General features: G+C 69.3%; 17 protein-coding genes and 1 other RNA gene. 13 read left to right on the plus strand and 5 right to left on the minus strand.

Going from position 1 to position 12606, the window contains the following annotated elements; genetic code table 11:
* Positions 1-2: 2 nt before the first annotated feature.
* Genes AB0O93_RS14695 through AB0O93_RS14710 form a run of 4 tightly spaced genes read left to right on the plus strand, consistent with a single transcriptional unit; the run spans position 3 to position 1539 of the window.
* On the plus strand, positions 3-212 hold the full coding sequence (locus AB0O93_RS14695) for a hypothetical protein (RefSeq protein WP_363344573.1): 210 nt from the start codon (positions 3-5) through the stop codon (positions 210-212).
* 1 nt (position 213) lies between these two features.
* A complete protein-coding gene (locus tag AB0O93_RS14700; protein WP_363344575.1) occupies positions 214-639 on the plus strand; it encodes a TadE/TadG family type IV pilus assembly protein in 426 nt (141 codons plus the stop codon).
* A 34-nt stretch (positions 640-673) separates the two neighbouring features.
* Positions 674-1111 carry a TadE family protein gene (locus AB0O93_RS14705; RefSeq protein ID WP_363344577.1) on the plus strand — a complete coding sequence of 146 codons (438 nt, stop codon included), beginning with the start codon at positions 674-676 and terminating at the stop codon, positions 1109-1111.
* Positions 1108-1539: a pilus assembly protein TadG-related protein gene (locus AB0O93_RS14710; protein ID WP_363344579.1), complete on the plus strand. Its 432-nt coding sequence runs from the start codon at positions 1108-1110 to the stop codon at positions 1537-1539. The genes AB0O93_RS14705 and AB0O93_RS14710 overlap by 4 nt, the downstream gene beginning before the upstream one ends.
* Positions 1540-1566: 27 nt before the next feature.
* Here AB0O93_RS14710 and AB0O93_RS14715 read toward each other — a convergent pair whose 3' ends face one another.
* A complete protein-coding gene (locus AB0O93_RS14715; RefSeq protein WP_363344581.1) occupies positions 1567-1908 on the minus strand; it encodes a hypothetical protein in 342 nt (113 codons plus the stop codon).
* Positions 1884-3173, minus strand: coding sequence for an MFS transporter (locus AB0O93_RS14720; RefSeq protein ID WP_363344583.1), 1290 nt, complete (start codon positions 3171-3173; stop codon positions 1884-1886). The genes AB0O93_RS14715 and AB0O93_RS14720 overlap by 25 nt, the downstream gene beginning before the upstream one ends.
* Before the next feature lie 20 nt (positions 3174-3193).
* On the opposite strand from AB0O93_RS14720, the gene prfB reads away from it, so the two are divergent.
* From prfB to smpB, 4 genes are all read left to right on the plus strand, one after another.
* Positions 3194-4303, plus strand: coding sequence for a peptide chain release factor 2 (gene prfB / locus AB0O93_RS14725; protein WP_053548393.1), 1110 nt, complete (start codon positions 3194-3196; stop codon positions 4301-4303).
* A 74-nt stretch (positions 4304-4377) separates the two neighbouring features.
* On the plus strand, positions 4378-5460 hold the full coding sequence (ftsE, locus tag AB0O93_RS14730) for a cell division ATP-binding protein FtsE (RefSeq protein WP_363344585.1): 1083 nt from the start codon (positions 4378-4380) through the stop codon (positions 5458-5460).
* Positions 5457-6368 (plus strand): permease-like cell division protein FtsX, encoded by a 912-nt coding sequence (gene ftsX / locus AB0O93_RS14735; protein ID WP_363344587.1) that lies wholly within the window; start codon positions 5457-5459, stop codon positions 6366-6368. Before ftsE ends, ftsX begins: the two co-directional genes overlap by 4 nt.
* A gap of 114 nt (positions 6369-6482) precedes the next feature.
* Positions 6483-6959: an SsrA-binding protein SmpB gene (gene smpB, locus AB0O93_RS14740; protein ID WP_053548390.1), complete on the plus strand. Its 477-nt coding sequence runs from the start codon at positions 6483-6485 to the stop codon at positions 6957-6959.
* A gap of 17 nt (positions 6960-6976) precedes the next feature.
* On the opposite strand, the gene AB0O93_RS14745 is transcribed toward smpB, so the two are convergent.
* Positions 6977-7642, minus strand: a complete 666-nt coding sequence (locus AB0O93_RS14745) for an SIMPL domain-containing protein (RefSeq protein ID WP_363344589.1) — start codon at positions 7640-7642, stop codon at positions 6977-6979.
* Between the two features lie 142 nt (positions 7643-7784).
* Between AB0O93_RS14745 and AB0O93_RS14750 the strand changes: the two genes are divergently transcribed.
* The 5 genes from AB0O93_RS14750 (at position 7785) to ssrA (ending at position 11043) form a co-directional block, all read left to right on the plus strand.
* Positions 7785-8609, plus strand: a complete 825-nt coding sequence (locus AB0O93_RS14750) for a DUF4397 domain-containing protein (protein ID WP_363344591.1) — start codon at positions 7785-7787, stop codon at positions 8607-8609.
* An 8-nt stretch (positions 8610-8617) separates the two neighbouring features.
* Entirely contained in the window at positions 8618-9253 is a 636-nt protein-coding gene (locus AB0O93_RS14755) for a sortase (RefSeq protein ID WP_363344593.1), read from the plus strand.
* Between the two features lie 43 nt (positions 9254-9296).
* Positions 9297-9848 (plus strand): sigma-70 family RNA polymerase sigma factor, encoded by a 552-nt coding sequence (locus AB0O93_RS14760; RefSeq protein WP_363344595.1) that lies wholly within the window; start codon positions 9297-9299, stop codon positions 9846-9848.
* Positions 9835-10566, plus strand: coding sequence for an anti-sigma factor (locus AB0O93_RS14765; RefSeq protein WP_363344597.1), 732 nt, complete (start codon positions 9835-9837; stop codon positions 10564-10566). The genes AB0O93_RS14760 and AB0O93_RS14765 overlap by 14 nt, the downstream gene beginning before the upstream one ends.
* Before the next feature lie 105 nt (positions 10567-10671).
* Positions 10672-11043, plus strand: a transfer-messenger RNA (tmRNA) gene (ssrA, locus tag AB0O93_RS14770).
* Between the two features lie 81 nt (positions 11044-11124).
* On the opposite strand, the gene AB0O93_RS14775 is transcribed toward ssrA, so the two are convergent.
* On the minus strand, positions 11125-11868 hold the full coding sequence (locus AB0O93_RS14775; RefSeq protein WP_363344599.1) for a GNAT family N-acetyltransferase: 744 nt from the start codon (positions 11866-11868) through the stop codon (positions 11125-11127).
* 208 nt (positions 11869-12076) lie between these two features.
* Positions 12077-12586 carry a 2'-5' RNA ligase family protein gene (locus AB0O93_RS14780; protein WP_363344601.1) on the minus strand — a complete coding sequence of 170 codons (510 nt, stop codon included), beginning with the start codon at positions 12584-12586 and terminating at the stop codon, positions 12077-12079.
* Positions 12587-12606 lie beyond the last annotated feature (20 nt).

Here is a 12606-nt window from a genome sequence, read left to right on the forward strand (position 1 = left end):
CGATGGACACGCCATCGCAGAACACCCCGCTCGCGGGCTTATCGGCCGAACAGGGCCTCCCGCCGCTACTGGAGGATGAGACCGGGGACGTACCCGGCTGGGTGCTCATCACGCTGATGACCGCGGGGCTCGTCGTGCTGATCTGGGCGCTGGCGGGGCCGGCCCTCGCCGGGCTCTTCGAGTCGGCGATCGCCCGCGTCTCCGGGTTGTGACGTGGCCCGAGGTGAGCGATCTCGGGCCGCGGAGGAGTCCGACCGCTCGGGCGGCGACGACGCCGGCTCTGCTCCGGTGGAGTTCATCCTCGTCGGAATGATCCTCACCGCGCTCACCCTGGGTGTGCTGCAGCTCGGCCTTGCGGTGTACGTGCGCAACGTCGTCCACGACGCAGCGGTCGAGGGCGCGTTCCATGCGGCGCTCGCCGACACCGAGGACCGCGAGGGAATCGAGCGTACGCGCCAGGTCATCACACGGGCGATCGGGACCGCGTACGCGGAGGACATCGCCGTCACGGAGAGCGTCGTGTCCGGCGCCCCGACGGTCACGGTACGTGTGAGGGCACCGCTGCCGGTCCTCGGCCTGTGGGGTGTTCCCGGAGCATGGGAGGTGAGCGCGAATGCCCCGGCCGAGTCTTTCGACTGAACGTCCCCGTGACCCGAGGGCCGAGACGCGGGCGGTGGCGGAGGCGGAGCGCGGATCCGCCTCGCTGGAGTTCATCGTCGTCGGACTCGTACTGCTCGTCCCCATCGTCTACCTCGTCGTCGCTCTCGGGGCACTGCAGTCCGCTGCCCTCGGGGCCGAGGCGGGGGCGCGCCACATCGCGCGGGCGATCGCGACGGCCTCCGGTCCGGGTGAGGCGCAGCAACGCGCGGACGACATCCTCGCGACCGTGAATCGCGAGTATCGGCTGGACCCGGCGGGGACGGCGGTGGCGATCAGCTGCCGGCCCGCCGGCGCGACGTGCCCTGCGGCGGGCTCGACCGTGGTGGTCCGGATCGACACGCGGGTCGCGCTTCCCTTCATGCCTGCGGTCTGGGGACTGGACCGGGCGACCGCGATACCCGTCGAGGCGATGTCGGCGCAGAAGGTCTCGCGCTTCTGGGGGGAATCGTGAGACAGCCTGCGGGAGCGGTCCTGGGCGACGATGAACGGGGCAGTGTGCTTCTGCTGACGCTCGGCTACGCCCTCCTGGCGATCGCGCTGGTGCTGGTGTGCGTGGAGGCGACGGGGCTCTCCCTCGCCCAGAAGCGGGTGGATGCCGCGGCCGATGCCGCCGCGCTGGCGGCGGCCGACGCCTTCGTCCTCGACGTGAGGGACGGCCGGCCGGTCGCCCTCCTGACCGCGGCGGCGGTGCAGCGGGAGGCGGTGCTGTTCGTGGAGACGCTCGGCACGGACGCCGCCGTGGTGGACGCGGGCACCCCGGACGGCGTGTCGGCCAGAGTCACGGTCCGGGCGTCGTGGCGGCCCCTCGTCGGCGCGCTGTTCGTGCCGGACGGGTTCGTGCTGGAGTCCACCGCGACCAGCCGCACGGCTCTGCGATGATCCGATGGCGGTCGAGGCAGTATCCGGTCACCACCCGTGGGCGTTGAACCACTCCGCGACACGCGCGCGCTCGCGCGCATCGTCGCCGCCCGTCGCGTGGTCGATCACCGCGCCGTCGGCGAGCGGGAGGAAACGGAGGCACCGGGGGCAGAGCGCCCGTCCGTGAGGCCAGCCGTCGAGGAGCGGTACCGCGGCTTCAGCCGGTGCGCCGGCACCCGGACAGCGCGCCGGATCGGCGTGGACGCCGCTCCAGAGGATCGCGCGGTGCCGGTGCAGACCGAGGTGGCCCTCGGGGCGGGTGCACCGGCGTCCGTGCAATCGACTGCGGCAGAACACGGTGGGCGTCATCGCCGCGTCCGCGGTACCCATCGGAGGAAGGCGGCGGCGCCGAGGAGACCGACGAGGCCCATCGCCCCGGTCGCGATCGCCAGGCTGCTCACGGATGCGATCGCGGACACGGCCAGCGGCGCGGCGGCACCGCCCGCGTCGGTGAGCGTCCGCCACGATCCGAGGAACGGGGCCGGATCGTCCTTCGGGGCGGCATCCGCTCCGAGGGTGAGAAGGATGCCGCTGGACAACCCGTTGCCGACACCGAGCACGGCGGCGAACATCGCGAACCACATCGACTGCTGATCGCTGCCGCTCGTCAATGCCAGGGCCAGGAACCCGGCGCTCATGAGCACCATCGCGGGGAGCGCCGCCCACAGCCGACCGAATCGGTCCATCACCTGGCCGCTCGCATAGAAGAGGGCGAAGTCGATGGCGCCGGAGATTCCGACGATCAGGGCGATCGTCTGAGCGTCGAGTCCGATCCAGACGCCCCACAGCGGGAGCACGACCTGGCGGGCGGATCGCACGGCCGACAGGGATGCGGCGGCCAGGCCCAGGCGTCCGAGGACGCCGCGGTGGCGCCACATGGTCCGGAAGACCCCGGCCCTGTCCACGACGGGGATCGACCCCGAGACGGGCTCTCCGCTGTCGTCCGCGACATCGGGCTGCCAGGAGGAGGGACCCGGAGGCGCGGTTCGAGGCGCGAACCGCGCCTCCGGGTCGGGACCGAAGATCACGAGGATGACGGTGGCGACCAGACAGACGGCGAAGAACCAGATCGCCGACGCATCGGTGCCGAACAGCGCCAGCAGCGCAGCGGCGACGAAGGGGCCCACGAACATCCCGAAGCGGAAGCTGCCACCGAGGAGCGACAATGCGCGGGCGCGGAACGCCGGAGGAACACGCGTGGTCATGAACGAATGCCGGGCGAGACCGAATGCCGCGGCGCACATCCCGACCACGAGCACGGCGAGGGCGACGAGTCCCAGAGACGGGGCGAGAGCGAGAACGGCCACGCCGCCCAGGGCGATGACGCCCCCAACGGCCATGGTGACCCGCTCGCCGAAGCGCGCGACAGCCCAACCTGCGGGCAGGTTGCCGCACAGCTGTCCGACGACCAGGGCCGAGGCCACGAGCGCGGCGGTCGGGACATCCGCGCCCAGACGCGACGCGATCACCGGAATCAGGGGCAGGACGGCGCCCTCCCCGAGCGCGAACAGGACCGTCGGGGCATAGACCATCGGTCCGAAACCCCAGAGGACCTCGCGAGCGCGTACGGAATCGGGGCCATCGGTCACGGGCATCCACGTTACGCTGGACTGTCATGCTCGAACTCGACCTCTCCGACGACATCCAGGCGCTGCGCTCCACCTTCGGCGACATCCGCGCCGTGGTCGACGTCGACGCACTCACCGCCGAGATCGCGCGCCTCAGCGACGCGGCCGGGGCACCCGACCTCTGGGACGACGTGGACGCCGCGCAGAAGGTCACCAGCGCGCTCAGCCACCGTCAGGCGGAACTCAAGCGCATCACCGAGATCGAGCGGCGTCTCGACGATCTCGACGTGCTGATCGAGCTCGCCAACGAGATGGAGGATGAGGACTCCGCCGAGGAGGCGCGCCGCGAGCTCGCCGAGCTCGAGGATCTCATCGGCCAGCTGGAGGTCCAGACCCTCCTCGACGGCGAGTACGACGCGCGCTCGGCGGTCGTGACGATCCGATCCGGGGCCGGCGGCGACGACGCCACCGACTTCGCCGAGATGCTCATGCGCATGTACCTTCGGTGGGCCGAGCGTCACAAGTACCCGGTCAAGGTCATGGACACGTCCTACGCCGAGGGTGCCGGGATCAAGTCGGCCACGTTCGAGATCGACGCGCCCTACGCCTACGGGACCCTCTCCGTCGAAGCCGGGACGCATCGCCTGGCCCGCATCAGCCCCTTCGGCGGCGCCGACAAGCGGCAGACGAGCTTTGCGGCCGTCGAGGTCATCCCCGTCATGGAGGAGGCGCAGGAGGTGGAGGTCCCCGAGGGCGACATCCGTGTCGACGTCTTCCGTTCCTCCGGCCCGGGTGGGCAGTCCGTCAACACGACGGACTCCGCTGTGCGCATCACCCACCTTCCGACCGGCATCGTGGTGTCCATGCAGAACGAGAAGTCGCAGATCCAGAACCGCGCGGCCGCCATGCGGGTGCTCCAGACGCGCCTCATGCTGCTCCAGCGCGAAGAAGAAGCGGCCAAGAAGAAGGAGCTCGCCGGAACGATGACGGCGAGCTGGGGCGACCAGATGCGGTCCTACTTCCTGTACGGCCAGCAGCTGGTGAAGGACCTCCGCACGGGGCACGAGGTGGGGAACCCCGCCGTGGTCCTCGACGGCGATCTGGATGGTTTCATCTCCGCCGGCATCCGTTGGCGCAAGCGCAAGACCGACGACTGACCCGGTCGACGAAACCCGGGCACGCCCGTGTCGTGACCGGGCGATCAGTTCGGCGCGCTTAGGCTCATCAGGTCATGATCCGGTTCGAGAACGTCACCAAGCGCTACCGCGGAACCGCGAGGCCCGCCCTGGAGAAAGTGGACTTCGAAGTCCTCCGTGGGGAGTTCGTCTTCCTCGTCGGTGCTTCCGGTTCGGGGAAGTCCTCGTGTCTGCGGCTGATCCTGCGCGAAGACATCCCGAGCGAGGGGCGCGTGGTCGTCCTCGGGCGTGATCTGCGCACCCTGCCACATCGGAAAGTCCCGTATTTCCGTCGCCACGTGGGGGCGGTGTTCCAGGATTTCCGGCTCCTGCCGACGAAGACCGTCTTCCAGAACGTCGCGTTCACGCTCCAGGTGATCGGGTCCTCGCGTGCGTTCATCCAGCAAGCCGTCCCGGAGGTCCTCGCCCTCGTCGGTCTCGCCGGCAAGGAGAAGCGATTCCCCCACGAACTCTCCGGCGGTGAGCAGCAGCGCGTGGCCATCGCGCGGGCGCTGGTGAACCGACCTCAGGTGCTCCTCGCCGACGAGCCGACAGGCAACCTGGACCCCGGAACCTCCGTGGACATCATGCAGCTCCTCGCCCGCATCAACGACGGCGGGACGACTGTGGTCATGGCCACGCACGAGGCGGGCTTCGTCGATCAGATGCAGCGACGGGTCATCGAGCTCCGCGACGGCGTGATGGTGCGCGACGAACGACACGGCGGGTACGGCGACACCTCGGGCCTCCCGAGCCTCGCCCCCCAGCCCGAGCGCGGGGCTGCGGCGGTCGCGGCGCTGACCGCGGTCCTCGAACTGCATCGTGAGATCGTCGAGACCGGAACGGTGGAACCCGAAGCGGTGGATGCCGCCGTGTCGGCGGCGAGTGCCGCAGCCGATCCGGCGCGCGAGGCGGAAGCCCACGATGCACTCGAGGCTGCACGAGAGGCCGCGGCGGAATCCCTCGCGGAGGCCGGAGTCGCCCCCGGCGCCGACTCCGCGGACGCATCGCCCGCGCCGCGCACGAATCCGATCCCGGTCGCCGACATCGCGGAGGTGGATGTCGCCGAGCTCGGCGTCGCCGATCGCCTGGGGCTCGGCGGCGATCGTGGTCACGAAGAAGTGGGACCGACCTCATGAGGGGGGGACTGGTCCTCGCCGAGGCTGTCAACGGACTCCGCCGGAATGCCTCGATGGTGATCTCCATCGTGCTGGTGACGTTCGTCTCGCTCACCTTCGTCGGAGCGGCCATCCTGATGCAGATGCAGATCGGTCAGATGCGTGCGTTCTGGGTGGATCGGGCGCAGGTCGCGGTATACATGTGCACCGCGGTGCAGACGCCGACCTGCACGGACGGCGTCGCCACCCAGGAGCAGCTGGACGCCGTCGAGGCGCAGCTGGAGGGACCGGCGCTGGCGCCCCTCATCCGCGAGGTGCGTTTCGAGACGCGGGAGGAGGCGTACGACAACGTCATCGCCCTCGTCGGGGAGGACTATGCGAGCGTCATCACCGCGGACCAGCTGAACGAGACCTTCTGGATCAACCTCGTCGACCAGGACGAGTCGGACGTCATCAGCGAGGCCTTCACCGGGATGGCGGGCGTCGAGGAGGTGCAGGATCAGCTCCAATACCTCGACCCGCTGTTCTCGGCCCTGACGGTCGCGACCTACATCGCCGTCGGAATCGCCGTCCTGATGCTGATCGCCGCGGTGTTGCTGATCTCCACCACGATCCGGCTCTCCGCGTACGCGCGGCGCCGCGAGCTGGGCATCATGCGGCTCGTGGGCGCCTCGAACCGCTTCATCCAGACACCCTTCATCCTCGAGGGGGTGTTCGCCGCCCTCATCGGATCTGTTCTGGCCAGCGCCGCGGTCCTCGCCGGCGTCCACTTCGGCGTCGAACAGTACCTCCGGGGTCGTGTCGAGTTCGTCACGACGTGGGTCGGTATGGGCGAGGCGTGGCTCGTCGTGCCGGTGCTGGTGGCCATCGGGGTCGTTCTCGCGGCCGTCTCCGCGGGCTTCGCCATCCGACGCTGGCTGCGTGCCTGAGATGTACCGGCGCCGTGCCGAACCCCTCCGGACTTTCGGGTAGGGTGAAAGGCTGCCGTTCGGCAGGAAAGCCGCCCGAACGTCGACGGAGCGGATCGATCGAGGAGAGTCACCATGCCCAGGGAACGCGGGGAGAAGGTCATCGCGACCAATCGTCGCGCGCGCCACGAGTACGCGATCGAGAAGACGTACGAGGCGGGCCTCGTGCTCACCGGGACCGAGGTGAAGTCGTTGCGCCAGGGGCGCGCCAACCTCTCGGACGGCTACGCGTACATCGACGGCGGGCAGGCGTATCTCGATGCCGTGCACATCCCCGAGTACTCGCAGGGGCACTGGACGAACCATTCGTCCAAACGCACCCGCAAGCTTCTCCTGCACAAGGAGGAGATCGTGAAGCTCTCGCACGCGATCAGTGCCGGCGGGTACACGCTCGTCCCCTTGAAGCTGTATTTCCTGGACGGTCGGGCCAAGGTCGAGATCGCCGTGGCGAAGGGGAAGAAGGACTGGGACAAGCGCCAGACCCTTCGCGAGCGTCAAGACAAGCGTGAGGCCGAGCGCGCCATGCGCACGAAGAACCGGCTGGGAGATTGACCCACCCGCCGCCGTGGTCAGTGTGCGCGGAAGCGCGCCTCGATCGCGGCGAAGATGACGAGTTCTTCCGGGCGTAGCTGCACCGAGGGCGTGTTTCCGTCGCGAAAGGCCGCCGCGGCCATCAGCGGAGCGGAACGGCGTTCCGTCCGATCGCCCGATTCGGCGAGCAGCCCGACGTCGGCGATGTGTTCGGCCTCGACGGCGGAGAGCCCGAGAGCCCCCGCGTAGGCGCGGGCGCGCGCGACGGCGACCCCGACGGCGGTCATCGCGGCTTCCTCTTCGAGACGCGCGCGGGTCTCTGCTCGGAGGAGCCACTGGATACCGACGAGCTGTACGCCATCGACATCCGCCACATCCGTGACCCACCGGGACAGCGCGTCGAAATCCGCGAAGGCCGCGGTGATGTCGACGGTCGCGTGATGGACCGGATCCAGACGTACTCCCTCCGGGTGCCACGGGCGCTCGGACCACACGGACGCTCGGTCGGATGCCCACCGGAGCACCGTCCCCGCGGACAGCCGTCGGTCGAGATCGGCGCGGAGCGGATCGGTCAGTGCCGCGTTCCGGGCGACGACCTCGGAACGCACGGCACCCTCCGTCCGCACGGAGATGTGCACAACCGCTTCTTCGGGCGCGACGCGCACGTCGTGTTCACCGCGGACGCTGATGATGACCTCGCTCATGCCCCGAGAGTACGCCGAACGATTCGTGGGAGAGGGGAGCGTCCTGGAAAAAGTCTCATTCACCTGCATCCGAATACGGGCCACGCGGAGAAACACTCATCAACGGGCGGTCAGGCGCCGCCCCCGATCAAGGAGGACCATCGTGCGAAAGACCATCGCTCTCGGTGTCGCAGCGGGAGCCGTCGCGGCCCTCGGGCTCGTCGCCCCCGCCTACGCGGACTCGGCCGAATCGGCTCAGCTCTCTGTGCTGCACGGCATTCCCGACACTCCCGTGGACGTGTACGTCAACGGAGATCTGACCCTCGACGACTTCCAGCCCGGTGACCTCGCCGGTCCGCTGGAGCTTCCGGCCGCCACGTACTCGGTCGCGATCACCGCGCCGGACGCGGCGGACGACAGCGAGCCGATCCTCGGACCGGTCGACCTGACCCTCGACGCGGGTGTCAACTACACCGCTGTCGCCCACCTGACCGCCGACGGTGAGCCGACGGTGACGCCCTACGTCAACGACACCTCCCAGACCGCCGCGGGTGAGGGTCGACTCACGGTTCGTCACGACGCCGCGGCCCCCGCCGTCGACATCCTCGCGGGCGGCTCGCCGGTCATCGAGAACCTCTCCAACCCCGACGAGGCGACTCTGAACCTCGCCGCGGGCACCGTCTCGGCATCCGTTGCCGCGACCGGCACCACCGACCCCGTGATCGGGCCGGCCGACGTCGAGATCCAGGAAGGCGTCCTGACCATCGTCTACGCCTGGGGCAGCCTCGAGGACGAGAACCTCGCGCTCGCCGTCCAGACGATCGACGGCCTGCACTCGGGCCCCGAGGGCGTGAACTCCGGTACCGCGGGTCTGCTCGCGCAGCAGGACCAGCAGCGTCAGACCATGTTCCTCATCGGTGGGCTGCTGATCGCTGCCGTCGCCGCCGGTTCCGTCGTCGTCGTCGCCCGCGCGCGCGCCGGCCGCTGAATCGGGTCATGAGCATGAGGGGGATCGTCGCGACGCTGGCCGCCGCGGCGGTCTCCCTCGCCCTGGCGGGGTGCGGTTCCGCCCCCACGGATGCCGCGACCGCCCCGCCCACGCCGGCACAGACCGCCTCGGCGCCCCCCACGCCCGTCGCGGATGTGCCGATCGCGGCGGCCACTCCGACAGCGGTACGTCAGCCCGTACCTCCGGTCCGAGTGGCCGTCGCGGCCATCGGCGTCGACATCCCGGTGGTCGCCGTCGGTGTGGAGGAGGGAGGTTTCATGGAGATCCCCGACGACCCCGCCATCGGCGGGTGGTACCGGTTCGGAGCCGACCCGTCGAGCCCCGACGGCAACACCGTCATCACCGCGCACGTCGATTTCCCGGGCTTTCCCATCGGCCCCTTCAGCCGCCTCCGCGACCTCCCCGCCGGGGAGCAGATCGAGGTGACCGACGAAGCGGGCACCGTCCATCGATACGTGGTGGAGAGCGTGACTTACTACCCCAAGGCGGACCTCCCCGTCAACAACTTGTTCGCTCGCTCGGGAAGCGATTCGCTTGTCCTCATCACCTGCGGTGGTCCGTTCGACCAGGAGACGGGCCGCTACGCGGATAATGTGGTCGCAGTCGCCACGCCCGTGGAATGACGCCGGTGCCATGAGCAGCACAGTGTTGAGGGAAGGCACCCCCGTGGACGAGATCGACGAGCAGGAGCTGCATGAGCGGTTCCGGCAGGGCGACGAGCGCGCGCTCGAAGCCATTTATCGCAGGTGGTCGTCGATCGTGTTCACTCTCGCCCTGCGATCACTCGGCGATCGAGGTGACGCGGAGGATGTCACGCAGAAGACGTTCGTCTCCGCCTGGACATCGCGGGCGTCCTATGACTCGACCAAAGCCAAGCTCTCCACGTGGCTGGTGGCCATCGCCAAGCGGCGCATCGCCGACACCCATGAGGCGAGGGCGAAGGTCCGCGCGCTGCAGGACCAGCTCCAGCGGACGGCCCACCCGGACGAACTGATCGGGCGGGAGATAGACCTCGGCGACTCGCTCCTGCTCGCCGACGAATTGGATCGGCTCGAACCCGACGCGCAACGTGTGGTGCGTCTCGCCTTCTACGATGATCTGACGCACGACCAGATCGCCTCTCGCCTCGACATGCCCTTGGGAACCGTGAAAAGCCACATCCGCAGGAGTCTCACGCGCCTGCGACGACGACTGGAGGTGGGTCATGTCGCATCTTGACCCCGATCGGGTCGCCGCGCTCGCATTCGGCGAGGATCCCCGAGCGGAGGAGCGAGCCCATCTCGTAGGGTGCGACGAGTGCGCCCTCGAGCTGGCGGAGCTCGAGCACACGATCGCCATCGGACGCTCGACCGTGAGTCTCGGTGAACTCGAGTCGCCCCCGGAACGCGTCTGGGGCAACATCCTCGATGAGGTGAGGAGGGTCGGCTCCGCCCCGGCGACGACGATTCCCGACTCATCCTCAATGGCCGCGCCCGCGGGCGCGGCTACGACGCCTCCTCGGCGTCGCGCCTTCCGCGTGCTGTTCGCCCTCGCCGCCAGCGCCGTCCTCGTCCTCGCCGTCGTCGGTGTGTGGTCGCTCGTCCGACCCGTCCAGGTGGTCGAGCTGGCATCGGCGACGCTGAATGCGTTCCCCGAGCACCAGGGAGCGGCGGGATCGGCGCAGGTGGTGGAGACCGCGGACGGAAAGACCCGGATCCGGGTGGAATTGGACGCCTCGGTGCCGGATGACGGCTACCGCGAGGTCTGGCTGATCACGGCGGATGCTTCCGCCATCGTCAGCCTCGGCGTCCTTGAAGGTCGTGACGGCGAGTTCGCCGTTCCCACCGGTATCGACATCGACGAGTACGTCCTCGTCGACATCTCCCAAGAGGAGGACGACGACGACCCCGCTCATTCGGGCGACTCCATCGTCCGGGGCGAGCTCGAGTTCGCGTGATCGCGGGTCGGTGCCCGCGTCCGAAGGTGTATCCTGTTGTGCTCGGGTGTTCGCACCCGAAGACAACTCAACAGGGTGACAGCGGTTCCTTGCCGAACGGCGCTCGGGGATGATCGGTTTCGACATCGCTCGTGACGCTGCGGGAAGCGGGCCGAGGATGCAGGGTTATCTCGTCAACGCTCCCTGCGAAAACAATAACTGCCGAAAAGAAGCAGTCCGACTTCGCCCTCGCTGCCTAAGCAGCGAGCCCGAGTCCGTCAGTCCGTGAGTGATCCCGTCACGGGTACTGGCGTCATCTAGGGATCTTGCTGCGTGATGGTGTCTGGACGTCACGCGGGACTCTTTCCAGGCTGGGCCCGTCGACTTGTGTGTCTGTGCTAAAGGTCGGGGCCGAGTAGAACGTCTTCACAGACTGCGCCCGGAGAAGACGCAGTTCAAAAGCGATGGACGGGGGTTCGATTCCCCCCATCTCCACGACCGCTGTCACAAACGAGGAAGCCCCTCGATCCCTACGAGAGTGCGGATCGAGGGGCTTTTCTCGTTGCGTGGAGGAGGTGATCAGCCTGTGGGCGCCTCGCCCACCCGACGCCAGTCGTGGACGTCGGTGCCGGCGTGGAATCCCGCTGCGCGGTACGTGGCCACCGCGGTGACGTTCGTGCTCTCCGCCGCGACCGTGGCGCTGCACGCGCCCTTGTCCCGCAGGTGTGCGGCTGCCGCCCGGGTCATGATCGCGCCGTGTCCCCGACCCCGGTGGTCCTGGGGCACTCCCAGGGGCTCGATGAGTCCCGGGCGGCCGTCGCCGGCGGACCATACGGCGGACACGGCGACGGGGCGGCCCTGCTCATCACACAGCAAGAGGATGCGGGCAGCGTCGAGGAACGGCCCCCGCGCGACCTCCGACCACCCGTCGGCCAGTGCGCGGAGTCGTCCGCCGGGTGCAGGGGTTCCGCGGAACGCGGACCAGTGGACGGACACCCACTCGCGCGTGCGGTGCGGCTCGACCAGCTCGATGCGTGGATCGGGGGATTCGACTGGTGCGCTGGGATCGCACCGCAGGGGTGTCCAGGTCTCGTCGGGCAGCCATCCGCTCCCGGCGAGCTCCGCGGTGAGCGCGCCGGCGCCGCGCGCTTCGATCGTCGCGCTCCCGGCACCCAAGACATTCGCCGACGGATCGGCGACGTCGGTCGTGATGCGGGCGGCCAGGGTCTGATCCTCGCATCGTTCCGGGTCGACGGCGAACCGCAGCAGATCAGGCCCGTCGAGGAGCGCGATCGCGACAATCGCCTCGTTCTCGGACCACACACGGATCGATGCGGCCGTCCCAACGGATCCTCGGAGCGAATACCAGCCGAGATCGCCGGGATGCAGATGCAGGGGGCCGCCCTCGTGCTGCCACGCTCCGAGGACGAGGCCGATCTGCGAGCTCGCCGGCGTTCGGTGTCCTGGCGGGTGAGTACATGAGCCGCTTTCCTGACCTTGGACCTTTTCCGCTCGGTGTGCGCGAGTCCACTCACGCGGTCCAGAGCACGCGCGATTCGCGCCGGGCGGCATCCCATCGTCGCACCCCCACGATCGTCGCATCGCGTGGCGGCGAGAGGAGGGCGATCGCCAGCGGCGTCTGGGAGAGGATGAGGCGGCGCGCGAGGGTGACGTGCGGCGTCCACGCGCCCGGCGCCGTGTGCGGCATGTCCTCGCCTGGTCCGCAGATCGCGTGGAGCCTCCGGTGCAGCGCATCGAGTTCTGGCGTCAGGCGGATGGGTCGAACGAGAATTCCGCGACGGGCCTCATCGGAGTGCGAGAACACGATGGGTGCGAGCATCCGTATCTCCAACGGCAGGATGCCGGCGAGCGGCGACAGCTCCGGGACCGGGAGATCCGTTCTGACGACGGCGGTGATGTGGGGGCGGTTCGCCACGGCGGTCGATGCCGCGAGGGACGAGTGGCCGCCCTCTCGCAGCCGTTCCCAGTCGTCGCGCACGGCGGCTTCGGACGCCGCGTCGAGGAGGAGCTCCAGACTCACGACGCGCGGGGGAGGGGGCA

The sequence above is a fragment of the Microbacterium sp. NPDC077184 genome (assembly GCF_040687055.1).
Classification (GTDB): Bacteria; Actinomycetota; Actinomycetes; order Actinomycetales; family Microbacteriaceae; genus Microbacterium.